The sequence below is a fragment of the Kineococcus auxinigenes genome, from assembly GCF_050871525.1.
GTDB lineage: Bacteria > Actinomycetota > Actinomycetes > Actinomycetales > Kineococcaceae > Kineococcus.
This window is the reverse complement of sequence record NZ_JBKBCT010000035.1, coordinates 1-13,631: the sequence shown is the minus strand read 5'-3', so window position 1 is coordinate 13,631 and position 13,631 is coordinate 1. Positions and strand designations below refer to the sequence as shown.

Genomic DNA, 13,631 nt, shown 5'->3' with positions numbered 1-13,631 from the left:
TCTCCCAGGGTAGGCGGCCGCGCGGGGCCGTCAGCCCCGATCGCCGCGCTGGTAGACGTCCGGGATGCCGTCGGCGTCGGCGTCGACGCGCTCCTCGGCCTCGATGCGGCGGTAGACGCGGTTGCGGCTGCTGAGCACCACGGCGGCCAGCAGGGCGGCGACCGTGGAGCCGAGCAGGACCCCGAGGGTGACGTGCTGGCCGGCCTCGGTGCCCTCGCCGAAGGCGAGGGAGCCGATGAGCAGCGACACGGTGAAGCCCATGCCGGCGAGGATCCCGACGCCCACCACGTCGACCCAGGACAGCTGCTCGTCCAGCTCGGCGCTGGTGAGCTTGGCCATGAGGAAGGTGGTCAGCACGATGCCGATGGGCTTGCCGACGACGAGCCCGAGGATGACACCGAGGGCGACGGGGTCGCCCAGGGCGTCGACGAAGCCGGAGGCCCCCTCGATGGCCACGCCGGCCGCGAAGAGCGCGAAGACGGGGACGGCGAACCCGGCGGACAGCGGGCGCCAGCGGTGCTCGAAGTGCTCGGCGAGGCCGGGCCCGGCGCCCGGGCCGCCGGCGGCGTCGCTGCGCAGCACCGGCACCGACAGGCCCAGCAGCACGCCCGCGACGGTGGCGTGCACGCCGGACGCGTGCACCAGGCCCCACGTCAGCAGCGCCAGGGGGATCAGCAGCCACGGCGAGCGCACCCGCTTCTGCACGGCGAACGCGAACAGCGCCAGCGGCACCAGGGCCAGCAGCAGCGGCAGCGGGGCGAGGTCGTCGGTGTAGAAGATCGCGATGACGGTGATGGCGAGCAGGTCGTCCACCACGGCGAGGGTCAGCAGGAAGGTGCGCAGCCCGGAGGGAAGGTGGCTGCCGATGACGGCGAGGACGCCCAGGGCGAAGGCGATGTCGGTGGCGGTGGGGATCGCCCACCCGGACAGGGCGCCCTCGGGCCCCTCGCCCAGGGAGTTCACCAGCACGTAGACCCCGGCGGGCACGGCCATGCCGCCGACCGCGGCCGCGATCGGCAGCGCGGCGGCGCGCGGGTTGCGCAGGTCGCCGGCGACGAACTCGCGCTTGAGCTCCAGACCGGCGATGAAGAAGAAGATCGCCAGCAGCCCGTCGGCGGCCCAGTGCTCGACGGACAGGTCCAGGTGCAGGGCCTCGGGGCCGAAGTGGAACTGCCGCACCGACTCGTAGGTGTCGCCGGGCAGGTTCGCCCACACCAGCGCCAGCGCGGTCGCGACCAGCAGCAGCGCCCCGCCCACGGTCTCGGTGCGCAGGACCTCCGCGATGCGGCGCGCTTCGGGCCAGGAGCCGTACCCGAACAGGGGTGAACGGCGGTTGGCGTCGTCTCGGGTGGGCGGGTTGTGCGTCACGGGCCGAGTCTCTCCAGGGGTCGCTGACGGGATCGCCGACCAGACTTCCCGGCACACCTGGCGCCCACCCTAACGGCCGCCCCCCTGCCGCGCCCCTGCCGCGCCCTCGCGCGGGGACGGGCCGCGTTCCTCGTCCGTTCACCCGCGCCTCGCCCGCTCGCCGCCCGCGGCTCCTAGCGTGCCGCCATGGACGATCCCCGCAGGAACCGGAGGCACGCACCCCGGTGAGGAAGCTCGTCGGCGCCGCCCTGGCGGTGCTCCTGGTCGCGGCGACCGCGACGCTGTTCGTCCTGGACCGCCGCAGCGGCTCGGCCGACGCCGCAGCGGGTCCGGTGACCACCCTGCGCGGGGTGATCGGCTCGGAGAAGGAGGCCTTCTTCGACGACCCGCGCGTGCGCGAGGCGCTGTCCGCGCACGGCCTGGCCGTCGAGGTCGACACCGCCGGCAGCCGGCAGATCGCCACCGACGTCGACCTGGACGGCTACGACTTCGCGTTCCCCTCCTCCGCCCCGGCGGCGCAGCGGATCGCCGAGAGCACCGGCGCGAGCGCCGTCTCCTCGCCGTTCTGGTCGCCGATGGTCGTGGCCACCCACGAGCCGGTGGTGCAGCTGCTGGCCCGCAACGGCGCCGCGTCCCGGGACGCCGGCGGGGTGTGGCACCTGGACCTGGCGGCGTACCTGGCGATGGTGCGCGAGGGCACGCGCTGGAACGAGCTGGAGGGGGCGGCGCAGCTGTACGGCTCCCCGCGCGCGGTGCTCATCACCTCCACCGACGTGCGCACCTCGAACTCCGCCGCGATGTACCTGGCGGACGCCGCCTGGGTCCTCAACGGCGGCGGCGTGGTGACCACGCGCGAGCAGCAGGAGGCGGTGCTGCCGCAGCTGTCGCACCTGTTCCTGGCGCAGGGGTTCTCCGCGGCCTCCTCGGACGAGCCGTTCGACGACTACCTCTCCCAGGGCGCCGGGGCGCTGCCGCTGGTGATGGCCTACGAGGCGCAGTTCGTCGGCGAGGCCGCCCGGGGGGACGGCTCGCGGCTGGGCCCGGACGCGGTGCTGGCCTACCCGGACCCGACGGTGGCCTCCAAGCACACGCTCGTCGCCCTGGCCCCCGGCGCCGAGCGCCTGGCGGACCTGCTGGCCACCGACCCGGAGCTGACCGCGCTGGCCGCCGAGCACGGGTTCCGCACCGGGGACGGCTCGGTGCTGGCGGGCGTCGCCGCGCAGCACGGGGCCACCGTGCAGCAGTCCCTGACCGACGTGGCCGACCCGCCCTCGTTCGAGGTGCTGGAGGCCCTGATCGACGCCGTCGCCGCGGGCTACGGCGCGTGAGGAGGACCGTGCGGACCAGCGGGCCGACGAGCGGGCGGACGAGCGGGCGCAGCACCCCCCGGCGCGGCGCGCTGGCCGCCCTCGCCGCCGCGGCCGCCGCGGTCCTGCTGGCCGGGTGCACGTCCGAGCCGGCGCGCGGCGCCGGGGACGCGCCCACGCCCACCGGCCCGCGCGCGGACGTCCTGCACGTGCTGGCCGGCTCGGAGCTGCGCGACGTCGAGCCGGTGCTGGCCGGTGTCGCCGAGCGCACCGGCGTTCGGGTGGAGCTGACGTACACCGGGACCCTGGAGGGCACCCAGCTCGTCGCGGACGGCGGTGCCGCGGGCTACGACGCCACCTGGTTCCCCTCGAACGACCACCTGGCGCTGCTGGACGGCGGTCGCGCGGCGGTCGCCCGCTCCGAGGACGTCATGTCCTCGCCGGTGGCCCTCGGCGTGGCGCACGCCACGGCGGTCGAGCTGGGCTGGGTGGACCGCTCCCCCACGTGGGCGGAGGTCGTCGACGCCGCCGACGACGGCCGGTTGCGCTACGGCATGACCTCACCGGTGTCCTCCAACAGCGGTTTCGCCACGCTGGTGGGCGCCGCCACCGCGCTGTCCGGCACGGGCACCGTGCTGGCCGAGCAGGACGTGGCGGCCGTGGCGCCCCAGCTGCGGCGCCTGGCCCGCGGCCACGAGCTGACCGCCGGTTCCACCGGGTTCCTGGTGGAGCGGTTCACCGCGGACCCGCGGGGCGTGAACGCCCTGTTCGGCTACGAGTCGGTGCTGCGCCCGCTGCGCGCCGGCGGGGAACCGCTGGACGTCCTGACCCCCTCCGACGGGACCCTGACCGCCGAGTACCCCCTGACGCTGCTGCGCTCGGCGGGCGAGGAGCAGGGCCGGGCCTACGACGCGGTCGTGGCCGACCTGCTGAGCGAGCCGGTGCAGCGCGAGCTGGCCGCCACCGGCCGGCGCACCACCGCCCAGGGCCCGGCGGCCGCGGCCGACGTCTACGAGCTGCCCTTCCCCAACCGCCTGAGCACGGTGCGGGCGTTGCTGAGCGCCTACCAGAGCGAGATCAAGAAGCCCTCGGACGTGGTGTTCGCCGTGGACACCTCCGGCTCGATGGACGGCGAGCGGCTGACGCAGCTGCAGGGCGCGCTGGCCGCCCTCACCGTGCCCGACGGCGACGCCGGCGGCGCACCGGGCGACGGCCTGCTCGCCTTCCAGGCCCGCGAGAACGTCCGCTACGTGGAGTTCGCGGACACGGTGAAGTCCCGCGGGACGTTCGCGGTGGACCCGGCCGACCGCGCCGGCAGCCTGGCGCGCATCCGGGAGTGGACCGCCTCCCTGCGCGCCGAGGGCGGCACCGCGATCCACGACTCGCTGCGCGTGGCGTACGAGGAGGCGCTGTCGGTCCTGGAGAGCGACCCGGAGCGCTTCGTCAGCGTCACCCTGTTCACCGACGGGGAGAACACCGACGGGGGCACCCTGGCGGACTTCCGCGCCTGGCACGGCCGGCAGGCCGCGGCCGGGCGGCCGGTCGCCTCCGTGCCCACGTTCGTCATCGTCTTCGGCGAGGCGGACCCGGCCGAGATGGCCGAGCTGGCGGCGCTGACCGGCGGCGAGACGTTCGCCGCCGGGGGCGCGGCGGACCTGGCCGGCGTCTTCGAGGAGATCCGTGGCTACCAGTGACCGGCCCGCCCGCGCCCGCCTGGACGCGCTGGGCAGCACCGCCCACCTCGCCGGCAGCGGCGCGGGGCTGCTCGCCCTGCTGGCGGGGTTCGCCGCCACGCAGCACCCGCTGGTGGCGGTGGGCACGAGCGCGGTGGGGTACCTCTCCGGCTACCTGCTGTGCCCGGGGCGCCCGCGCACGCCGGCACCGCTGCCGGGGACGGGTGGGACCGGTGCGGGCGACGGCGCCGCGGAAGCGCGCGCCGGGCTGGAGGCGGCCGGGCGTGCGCTGGAGGCGCCCGGGCTGCCCGCGGACGTGGGGCGCGCGGGCCGCGACGTGCTGGACGTCGCGGCGGAGGTCCTGGGGCGCTGGGACCGGCTGGACCCGCTGTCCACCGACGCCCGAACCGTCCAGACGGTCCTCGCCGAGCACCTGCCCGCCGCCGTCGCCGCCTACCGCGACGTCGCCGGCGGGCCCGCGGGCTCCGGTGAGCAGCGCGCCCGCACCGAGGTGCTGGAGCAGCTGGTGCTGCTGCGCACCGCGGTGGCCGGGGTGCGCGAGCGGCTGCAGCGACGGGCCGAGGAGGACCTGGCCGTGCACGGCGACTTCCTGCGGGACAAGTTCTCCCGCGGAGCCCTGGACCTCGGGCCGGTGCGGGACCCGCGCGACCTGACCGGCTGACCGGCCCGGCTCAGGACACCGGGCCTCAGAACACCGAGCCGGGTTCACCCGCCGGGCCCGCCCCCGCCGCGTCGGCCTGCTGCCGCCCGACGGCGGCCCCCATCCACGTCTCGCACGTCCAGCCGGTGCCGGGGTCGCCGCGCAGGTCGACCACGCCGGTGTTCAGCAGCCCGGTGCCCAGCACGAGCTCCGGCGACAGGCCCCGGGCGCGCACCGCCGCCCAGGTGCGGATCGCGGCACCGTGGCTGACGACGGCCAGGGTGCTGACACCGGCCTCGCGGGCGCGGGCCGCGGCGGCGGCGATCGCGGCGTCGTAGCGGGCGAAGAAGGCGTGCCCGTCGGGGGCGCCGGGCAGGGCGGCGTCCAGGTCGCCGCCGACCCAGGCGGTCACGACGGCGAAGTAGCGGGCGACGGCCTCGTCGTCGCCGCGCATCTCCACCTCACCGGCCTCGATCTCGCGCAGGCCGCCGTCGACGGCCACCTCCAGGCCGAGGTGGGCGGCCAGCGGCGCCGCCGTCAGCTGCGCGCGCACCTGGGTGGACGCGGTGATCGCGCCGATCCCCTCCGGCCCGAGGGTGTCCACGAGGGAGGCCGCCTGCTCCTGGCCGAGCTCGGTCAGCCCGGGGCCGGGCACACCGGTGTCGAGCAGGTGCAGGACGTTCGCGGGGGTCTGGCCGTGGCGGACGAGCAGCAGGCGCACGTCCCCACCCTGCCACCCGCCGCGTCCCCCACCACCTCCGGCTGCACCGTCGGAGCACCCCCGGCCTGCCGACGCGTCGGGACGGGAGGGTCCAGCACCACCTCGCGCTCCGGCAGGGATCCGGGCCTTGACCTTGATGCTGCACCAACCCCGCACCCTGACGTCCGGAGTCCCCGCAGAGGGTGGGTGGACTCTTCGAGGAGGAGGCTGGTGATGTCGGGTTTCATCGAGAAGGTCGTCGGCGACATCGGTGACAAGAAGCGGTGGCGGGAGTACGAGCAACGGGTCGAGGCGCTCCCGGCGGGCCGCAGGACAGCGGTCGAGGCGCTGCAGAGGTACCTGCTGCACCGGGGGGCGATCACGAAGGGCGACGTCCTCGTGGACCTGCACCTGGAACTCGTGGGGGTGTTCGAGCGCGCATCGTCCGACGGCACCCCGGTCCGTGAGGTCCTGGGCGCCGACCCCGTGCAGTTCGCCGACACGCTGCTGAGCAGGTACGCGTCCGGCGAGTGGATCGAGAAGGGACGACGACGGCTGGTCGACGCGATCGCGCGGGCCGAGGCGCAGAGCGGGAGCCGATCGTGACCGCCGGATCGAGCACCGCACCGGCGATCCGGGTGCGGGGCCTGACGAAGGCGCACGGCGAGGTCGACGTGCTGCGCGGGCTGGACTTCGACGTCGCGCGCGGGAGCGTCTTCGCGCTGCTGGGCTCCAACGGGGCGGGCAAGACCACAGCGGTGCGCATCCTCTCCACCCTGTCGAAGGCCGACGCGGGGACGGCGAGCGTCAACGGCTTCGACGTCACCACCCAGCCGGGACGGGTGCGGGGATCGATCAGCCTGACCGGGCAGTTCGCCGCCGTGGACGAAGTGCTCACCGGTCGCGAGAACCTCGTGCTGGTCGCCAGGCTGAGACACCTGAGGAACCCCGGCCGGGTGGCGGACGACCTGCTCGCCCGGTTCTCGCTGAGCGAAGCCGGCGGCCGGAGGGTGTCGACGTGCTCGGGTGGCACGCGGCGGCGGCTGGACATCGCGATGAGCCTGATCGGGGATCCGCAGGTCCTCTTCCTGGACGAGCCGACCACCGGGCTGGACCCGCAGGCGCGCGCCGGGGTGTGGCAGAGCATCAGGGAACTGGCGCAGCGCGGGACGACCGTGCTGCTGACCACGCAGCACCTCGACGAGGCCGAGGTGCTGGCCGACCGGATCGCGATCCTGCACCGGGGACGCATCGTCGTCGACGACACCCTGGACGGGCTGAGGGAACTGCTGCCCCCCGCCGAGGTCGAGCACGTCGAGAAGAAGCCCTCCTTGGAGGACGTCTTCCTCGCCCTCGTCCGCGACGCGGGGAGCAGCACCGGCGCGACCGACCGCCGCACGAGTTCTGGGACGAGTTAGGGGACGATCGTGGCGACGCACTTCCTCACCGACACCGCCGCCTTGACCGGGCGGTCGCTGAAGCACATCACGCGCAGCCCCGACACGATCATCACGACCGCGGTCGTGCCGATCGCGATCATGCTGCTGTTCGTCCACGTGTTCGGCGGCGCGATCGACACCGGCCCCGAGGCCGCGGGCTCCTACATCGACTACGTGCTGCCCGGGGTGCTGCTCATCACTGTCGCCACGGGGATCTCCTACACCTCGTTCCGGCTGTTCAACGATCTGGAGAGCGGGATCTTCGACCGGTTCCACTCGATGCCGATCGCCCGCTCCTGCGCGTTGTGGGCGCACGTGCTGACCTCGCTGGCGGCGAACGCCGTCTCGGTCGTGGTCGTGGTGGGCGTCGCGCTCCTGATGGGCTTCCGCACCGGGGCGGGGGTGCTGGACTGGCTCGCGGTGGCCGGCATCCTCGTCCTGTTCACCCTCGCCCTGACCTGGGTCGCGGTGATCGCGGGGCTGTCGGCGACGTCGGTCGAGGGCGCGAGCGTGTTCTCCTACCCGTTGATCTTCCTGCCGTTCATCAGCTCCGCGTTCGTCCCCACGGCGTCGATGCCAGGACCGGTGGGCTGGTTCGCCGAGCACCAGCCGGCCACCTCGATCGTCAACACGATCCGCGACCTGTTCGCCGGGCAGCCCGTCGCCGGCGACGTCCGGGTCGCGCTGGCCTGGTGCGTCGGCGCCCTCGTGGTCGCGCACGTCGTCGCGATGACCACCTACCGGCGGAAGATCGCCTGAGGCAGGGTGGATGGCGTGCTCACGATCAGCCAGCTCGCCGCCTACGCCGGGGTGACCGTCGCAGCGGTGCGGCACTACCACAGGATCGGTCTGCTGCCCGAGCCCGAGCGCGACCGCTCCGGGTACCGCAGCTACGACGCCGCCGCGGTGGTGCGGCTGATCCGCATCCACGTCCTCGCCGGCGCCGGGGTTCCGCTGGCCCAGGTGGAGGACCTCCTGGACGCCGGTGCGGAGGAGTTCGCCGAGGGCGTCCGGCAGATCGATCGACGGCTGCGGGCCGAGGTCCGCGAGCTGCGGGGCACGCGCGAGCGGCTCGCCCGGCTCGCCGCCGGCGAGCAGCTCGCGCTCCCGGCGAGCGTGGTCGGCTACCTCGACCGGCTGCGGAGCCTGGGCGTGGAGGAGCGCTACGTCGAGAAGGAGCGCGACGCCTGGATCGTGGTCGCGGCCCAGGTGCCCGACCGGATCGACGCCGTCATCGCGAAGAAGCACGAGGACCTGGACCACCCCGACGTGCTCCGGCTCTACGGCTTGCTCAGCGGTGCGCTCGACTGGACCGCCGAGGACCCGCGCGTGGTCGAGGTCGCCGACATCCTCGACCGCATCACGACGCGGGCGTTCGAGTCCGGCGACGTCGGCGGCGCGGGGCTCGACGACCGGGTGGTCGCCCTCCTCGACGCCGCTGCGGCCCGGACCTCCCCCGCCGCCGAGCGACTGCTCGTCCTCCTGGCGCAGCGGGGCTGGAAGGGCATCACGCGCGTCGAGCCCATCCCCGCCACGACGGAGCGCACGTAGGCCGGTCGGCGACCGGGACCCCGGAGGCCGCGGGCAGGCGCGGGACCACCGCACGCCAGGTCGAGGCTAGAGGAGCTCCTCGATCTCCCCGCTCCACTCCTCGGCGGGGGAGGCGGCGCCGGCCACGGTCGTCGCCGGCTCGAACCAGACGACCTTGCCGGGTCCCAGGTCGGCCGGCAGGGCGGTGGTGCCCCAGTCCAGGGACGCGGCCGCGACCAGCCGGAGCCCGCGCCCGGTGGTCGCCGTGGCCCCGAACCGGCGCGACTGGACGGGGACGGGTGAGGAGTCGGCGACCTCCACGCGGATGCGCCCGGTGGGCACGAGCCGCACGGTGACGGTGAAGTCGGTCCGCGCGTGCAGCACCGCGTTGGTCACCAGCTCGGAGACCCCCAGCTCGGCGCACTCCTCGGCCTCCTCGGCGTCGAGGCGGCGCAGGGTCTCCCGCACGTAGCGCCGAGCTGCGGCCACGGCGCCGGCGAGGGAGGTCAGGTGGAGGGGCTGACCCACCACCCCGCTCGCGGCTGCCTCCGCTCCCCCGGCGGTGGCGGGCCCCGCGGCGACGGGTGCGGAGGGGCGGGCGGGGGTGGGTGACGAGACGGGAGGGGGTGCCGCCGCCGAGTCCGCGCCGGGCCGGTCCCGGCGCTCGGGCCCGCGCCACGGGTGGGGGTCCTGTCCCGCCAGCTGGCGGGAGATCTCACCGAAGAGCCAGCGCCGGAAGGCGAGGAGCTCCTCGTCGATCGGCAGGGTCAGCAGGTGCTCGGCGCGGCAGTACTCGTCCGCTTCCTCCAGCACCTCCTGCAGGTGGCGCACGTAGCCGGCCGACGCCTTCGAGGCGAGGTAGGTGGCGTCGAAGAACTCCACCCCGGCCGCCAGGGCGTCGTCCATGTCCTGGGCGCGCTGGGCCCGGTAGGGGGCGTAGGTGGTCTCCAGCTCCGCGGCCAGCTCCAGCAGCCGCTCCGGCAACGAGGAGCCCGAGCCCTGCTGCCCGCTGATCCGCACGAGGGCGAGCTCCCGCAGCAGGCCCTCCGTGTACCGGCTCAGGTGCTCCCGGGTCCGCAGCGGCACGCCGAGCAGGCGCACCTCCGTCACTGGTCCACCCGGCACCGAGGACTCCGCCACGTGTCCAACGTGCCACAGGAGGGCCCGAGGCGTCGGCGGGGCGCCCGTCGGGGGTGGCCGGCCACCGAGGGCAGGAGGGGTCAGAGCACGACGTCGAGGTGGCGCTCGCCGCCCGCGCCGAGGAACGTCATCAGGCGCAGCTGCACGTCCACCGGCACCGGGCGCGGGCTGGTGAGGGTGAGCCGGCCGATGATGCGGCGCACGTCGTCGGCGGTCAGGTCCCGCTCGGCGGGCACGGTGCCGGCCCGGCGCTCGCGGTTGATCTCCGCCGCGAGCTGGGCGACGGGGGTGCCCTCGAGCTCGTCGAGGTCGAGCGAGGGGCCGTACAGGTGCGCGATGAGGGTCCGGTCGGAGAGCGTCAGCTCGTCCAGCGGGTCCTCGTGGACGTAGTCCGGGGTGATGCGCTGCACGGGCGTGACGTTCGCCAGCGCCTCGGGGCGGACGGTGCTGCGCACCGCCACGGGGGTGGTCACCGATCCGATCCGCACGACGATCGCCTCCAGCTCACTCGTTGTCGATGTTCTGTCACGTCGAGTGTCCCAAGGACGAGGGTCGGGTTGAGGCCCCGTCACCCGGACGGAGCAACGTCCGTCCGGGTGACGCGTCCGGGTGGGGTGCTCAGCCCAGCTCGTCGGCGCGTGCCGCGCCCACCTGCCGCAGCGCCTGCTCGAACACGTCCGCCAGGTCCACCGAGAAGTCCAGCGGCACCAGCGGGCTCTCGGTGCGGGCCGCCGCCAGGCACTCGTGCACGTGCTCCAGCATGAACCGGTGCCCGTGCTCGACGGGGTTCTCACGCACCTCGGGCTCGCCGGCGCCCTCGCCCCGGCGGTGCACGGTGAAGCGGCGGCCGGAGTGCAGGGGCGCGTCCACCTCGATCCAGCCCGCGTCGCCCTCGATCCAGGCGCGCGAGGAGGCGTGCGCGGCGATCGTCGTCGACAGCGCCGCCACCGCCCCGGACTCCCACGACAGCGCCAGCGCCACCTGCCGGTCCACGCCCGACGGCGTCAGCGAGCCCGCGGCCCGCACCGCGCTGGGCGTGCCCAGCAGCGTCAGCGCCAGCCCGACCGGGTAGGGGCCCAGGTCCAGCAGCGAACCGCCGCCGATGGCGGGGTCGTGGAAGCGCCGCGCCGACTGCGGCGCGGGGAAGCCCAGGTCGGCGTGCACCGACAGGACCTCGCCGATCGCGCCGGAGGCCACCACGTCCAGCAGCTCGCGCGTCAGCGGCAGGAACCGCGTCCAGTACGCCTCCATGCAGAACACGCCGCGCTCGCGGGCGGTGGCGACCAGGTCCCGGGTGGCGGCGGCGGTGACGGTCATCGGCTTCTCCACCAGCACGGGCGTGCCGGCCAGCAGCGCCGCCCGCGCCGGCGCGTGGTGCTGCGGGTGGGTGGTGGCCACGTACACCGCGTCGACGGCCGGGTCGGCCAGCAGCGCCGCGACGTCGTCGTACGCGCCCGCGGCGCCGTGCTCGTCGGCGAAGGTCCGGGCCCGGCTCTCGTCGCGCGAGCACACCGCCACGAGCTCCCCGCCGTCGGCGAGCTCCATCGCCCGCGCCACCGTGCGGGCGATGCCGCCCGTCCCCACGAAACCCCACCCGACGCTCACCGCGCCACCTCCTGCTCGTCCGTGTCCTGCTCGATCCGGGCCTGCTCGATCCGGTGCTGCTCGACCTCCGCGCGGCGCGGCAGCGACGCGGCGGCACCCGCCCGGCCCACCGTCACCGCCGCCACCCGCACCGCCCAGCGCGCCGCGTCCACCAGCCCCGCCCCGCCCAGCAGGGCGTCCACGACGGCCGCCACGAAGCTGTCGCCGGCGGCGGTGGCGTCCACCGCGTCGGCGGGCTCGGCGGGCACCTCGGCGACCCCGGCGGGGGTGACGACGACGCAGCCGAGCGCGCCGCGGGTGACGATCGTGGTGCCGTCGGGGCGCACCGCGCGCGCCTGGCGCACCAGGCCGTCGACGTCGGCGGCGACGTCCTGCCCGGCCAGGACGGCCAGCTCCCCGGCGTTGGGCACCAGCAGGTCGGTGCGCCGCAGCAGCTCCGCCGGCAGCGGGCGCGCGGGGGCGGGGTTCAGCACGAGCAGCCCGGTGCACAGGCCGGCGGCGGCCACCAGCGCGGCGTCGGGCACCTCGCACTGCAGCAGCACCGCGCGGGCGCCGCTGACCACCTCGGCGGCGGCCCGCACGCGCGCGGCGTCGAGGTGGTCGTTGGCACCCGGGCTCAGCACGATCGTGGACTCCCCGCCGTGCACGAGGACGACGGCGACGCCGGTGGGCGCGTCCACCGCGGTGACGTGCTCGGCGTCCACGCCCTCGGCGGCCAGCGCGGCGCGCAGCGCGCGGCCGTCGGCGTCGTCGCCGACGGCGGCGACCATCGCGGTGCTGCGGCCGAGGCGTGCGGCGGCCACGGCCTGGTTGGCGCCCTTGCCGCCCGGGCCGCGCACGGCGTCGGCGCCGCGGACGGTCTGCCCGGCGGGCGGCAGCGCGGGCAGCGCGATGGCCAGGTCGGCGTTGACGCTGCCCACGACGGTGACGTCGCGGGTCTCGGGGGCGTGCAGGCGACCGTGCGCGTCGCGCACGGAGCCCGCCGGGTCGGGGACCTCGCGGCGGGGTGCCGGGCCGTGCGGGTGCGCGCTCACCGGGCGGGCAGGACCCAGATCGCGGCCACGGCCGGGTCGCCGAGGTCGACCTCGCGCGCGCCGGGCCCCTCGCCCAGGCGCACGACGGTGGTGCCGGCGAACTCGCGGCGCTTGAGGACCCGCACCCGCAGGTCCAGGCCGATGCCGAGGTCGGCGAAGTAGCGCAGGACGTCGGGGTCGGCGTCGGAGATGCGGGCGACCGAGCCGGCGGCGCCCTCGGGCAGGTCGGCCAGGCTGTGCGCGCCGGGGTGCGGGACGGTGCCGTCGGGGCGCGGGATGGGGTCGCCGTGCGGGTCGCGCTCGGGGTGTCCCAGGCGCCGGTCGAGGCGGTCGAGCATCCGGTCGGAGACGGCGTGCTCGAGGACCTCGGCCTCCTCGTGGACCTCGTCCCAGGAGTAGCCGAGGTCGGCGACGAGGAAGGTCTCGACGAGCCGGTGGCGGCGCACCACTCCGAGGGCCTGGGCGAGCCCGGCGTCGGTGAGCTCCACGCCGCCGTAGCGCTCGTGGCGCAGGAGCCCGGCGTCGGTGAGCTTGCGCACGGCCTCGGAGGCGGTGGAGGGGGACACGCCCAGCGCCTGGGCGAGCCTGGAGAGGGTGATCTTCTCGTCCGACCACTCCCCCGCGGCGTAGACCGCCTTCAGGCAGTCCTCGGCGGCCGGGGTGGCGGGGCGGAGCACGGGGTCAGCTTGCCACCTGCGCCCCGGCACCGGGGGCGACGCACGGGCGACCAGAGATTTCGGCCCGCCGAAAACCGTTTGTCGACGTACAGTGGGGGTAGGAGCAGGAGCACCACCCGCACGGGACGAGGGAGGTCGTGGTGGACCGACGCTGGACCGGGATCGGCGACGCCGTCCTCGCCGTCGCGCTGCTCGCTGCGGGCGCCGCCTCCGCCGCGGCGATGCGCTGGCCCGAGGCGGTCGCCGCCCTGCTGCTGTCGCTGACCTGGGGCGCCGCCGCGGTGCGGCGCCTGGCCCGCCCGCGGGCCGCCGGTGCGGTCGAGGCCGTGGAGGCCGCCGCGGCAGCGGTCGCCGACGGCGCCGAGGCTCCTGCGGCCGCCCCCCGCGCCGCCGCCTGAACGCACGGCCTCGCGGGCGGGGGGGGGGGGGGGGGGGGGGGGGGGGGGGGGGGGGGGGGGGGGGGGGGGGGGGGGGGGGGGGGGGGGGGGGGGGGGGGG

General features: G+C 76.0%; 15 protein-coding genes. 8 read left to right on the top strand and 7 right to left on the bottom strand.

Going from position 1 to position 13,631, the window contains the following annotated elements:
- Positions 1-30 precede the first annotated feature (30 nt).
- Positions 31-1,368, bottom strand: a complete 1,338-nt coding sequence (gene nhaA, locus ACRYR9_RS11220) for a Na+/H+ antiporter NhaA (RefSeq protein WP_432495756.1) — start codon at positions 1,366-1,368, stop codon at positions 31-33.
- Positions 1,369-1,592: 224 nt separating this feature from the next.
- On the opposite strand from nhaA, the gene ACRYR9_RS11215 reads away from it, so the two are divergent.
- The 3 genes from ACRYR9_RS11215 to ACRYR9_RS11205 are packed head-to-tail and all read left to right on the top strand — an operon-like array spanning position 1,593 to position 5,030.
- On the top strand, positions 1,593-2,696 hold the full coding sequence (locus ACRYR9_RS11215; RefSeq protein WP_432495758.1) for a hypothetical protein: 1,104 nt from the start codon (positions 1,593-1,595) through the stop codon (positions 2,694-2,696).
- Positions 2,697-2,704: 8 nt separating this feature from the next.
- Positions 2,705-4,369, top strand: coding sequence for a VWA domain-containing protein (locus ACRYR9_RS11210; RefSeq protein ID WP_432495761.1), 1,665 nt, complete (start codon positions 2,705-2,707; stop codon positions 4,367-4,369).
- Entirely contained in the window at positions 4,356-5,030 is a 675-nt protein-coding gene (locus tag ACRYR9_RS11205) for a hypothetical protein (protein ID WP_432495763.1), read from the top strand. The genes ACRYR9_RS11210 and ACRYR9_RS11205 overlap by 14 nt, the downstream gene beginning before the upstream one ends.
- Before the next feature lie 25 nt (positions 5,031-5,055).
- Here the strand turns inward: ACRYR9_RS11205 and ACRYR9_RS11200 are convergent, their stop codons facing one another.
- The gene (locus tag ACRYR9_RS11200) at positions 5,056-5,730 is read right to left on the bottom strand and encodes a histidine phosphatase family protein (RefSeq protein ID WP_432495765.1); all 675 of its coding nucleotides are present in this window, start codon (positions 5,728-5,730) and stop codon (positions 5,056-5,058) included.
- A gap of 213 nt (positions 5,731-5,943) precedes the next feature.
- Here ACRYR9_RS11200 and ACRYR9_RS11195 point away from each other — a divergent pair, with 213 nt between their 5' ends.
- Genes ACRYR9_RS11195 through ACRYR9_RS11180 form a run of 4 tightly spaced genes read left to right on the top strand, consistent with a single transcriptional unit; the run spans position 5,944 to position 8,699 of the window.
- Positions 5,944-6,315, top strand: a complete 372-nt coding sequence (locus ACRYR9_RS11195) for a DUF1048 domain-containing protein (RefSeq protein ID WP_432495768.1) — start codon at positions 5,944-5,946, stop codon at positions 6,313-6,315.
- Positions 6,312-7,127: an ABC transporter ATP-binding protein gene (locus ACRYR9_RS11190; RefSeq protein WP_432495770.1), complete on the top strand. Its 816-nt coding sequence runs from the start codon at positions 6,312-6,314 to the stop codon at positions 7,125-7,127. Before ACRYR9_RS11195 ends, ACRYR9_RS11190 begins: the two co-directional genes overlap by 4 nt.
- A 9-nt stretch (positions 7,128-7,136) precedes the next feature.
- Entirely contained in the window at positions 7,137-7,907 is a 771-nt protein-coding gene (locus ACRYR9_RS11185) for an ABC transporter permease (RefSeq protein ID WP_432495772.1), read from the top strand.
- Positions 7,908-7,922: 15 nt separating this feature from the next.
- Positions 7,923-8,699, top strand: coding sequence for a MerR family transcriptional regulator (locus tag ACRYR9_RS11180; RefSeq protein WP_432495774.1), 777 nt, complete (start codon positions 7,923-7,925; stop codon positions 8,697-8,699).
- Between the two features lie 66 nt (positions 8,700-8,765).
- Here the strand turns inward: ACRYR9_RS11180 and ACRYR9_RS11175 are convergent, their stop codons facing one another.
- The 5 genes from ACRYR9_RS11175 to ACRYR9_RS11155 all read right to left on the bottom strand — a co-directional run bounded on the left by ACRYR9_RS11175 (position 8,766) and on the right by ACRYR9_RS11155 (position 13,134).
- Positions 8,766-9,803 (bottom strand): ATP-binding protein, encoded by a 1,038-nt coding sequence (locus ACRYR9_RS11175; protein ID WP_432495777.1) that lies wholly within the window; start codon positions 9,801-9,803, stop codon positions 8,766-8,768.
- Between the two features lie 95 nt (positions 9,804-9,898).
- Entirely contained in the window at positions 9,899-10,291 is a 393-nt protein-coding gene (locus tag ACRYR9_RS11170) for a hypothetical protein (RefSeq protein WP_432495779.1), read from the bottom strand.
- Between the two features lie 145 nt (positions 10,292-10,436).
- On the bottom strand, positions 10,437-11,423 hold the full coding sequence (locus tag ACRYR9_RS11165; protein WP_432495781.1) for a Gfo/Idh/MocA family protein: 987 nt from the start codon (positions 11,421-11,423) through the stop codon (positions 10,437-10,439).
- A complete protein-coding gene (locus tag ACRYR9_RS11160) occupies positions 11,420-12,457 on the bottom strand; it encodes a ribokinase (protein WP_432495783.1) in 1,038 nt (345 codons plus the stop codon). Before ACRYR9_RS11160 ends, ACRYR9_RS11165 begins: the two co-directional genes overlap by 4 nt.
- Positions 12,454-13,134 (bottom strand): metal-dependent transcriptional regulator, encoded by a 681-nt coding sequence (locus ACRYR9_RS11155; protein ID WP_432495785.1) that lies wholly within the window; start codon positions 13,132-13,134, stop codon positions 12,454-12,456. The genes ACRYR9_RS11160 and ACRYR9_RS11155 overlap by 4 nt, the downstream gene beginning before the upstream one ends.
- A gap of 137 nt (positions 13,135-13,271) precedes the next feature.
- Here ACRYR9_RS11155 and ACRYR9_RS11150 point away from each other — a divergent pair, with 137 nt between their 5' ends.
- Positions 13,272-13,532 carry a hypothetical protein gene (locus tag ACRYR9_RS11150; protein WP_432495788.1) on the top strand — a complete coding sequence of 87 codons (261 nt, stop codon included), beginning with the start codon at positions 13,272-13,274 and terminating at the stop codon, positions 13,530-13,532.
- Positions 13,533-13,631: the final 99 nt, after the last annotated feature.

Coding starts and splice junctions, on each gene's coding strand:
- ACRYR9_RS11195 (WP_432495768.1), top strand. CDS start 5,944: ATGTCGGGTTTCATCGAGAAGGTCGTCGGCGACATCGGTGACAAGAAG.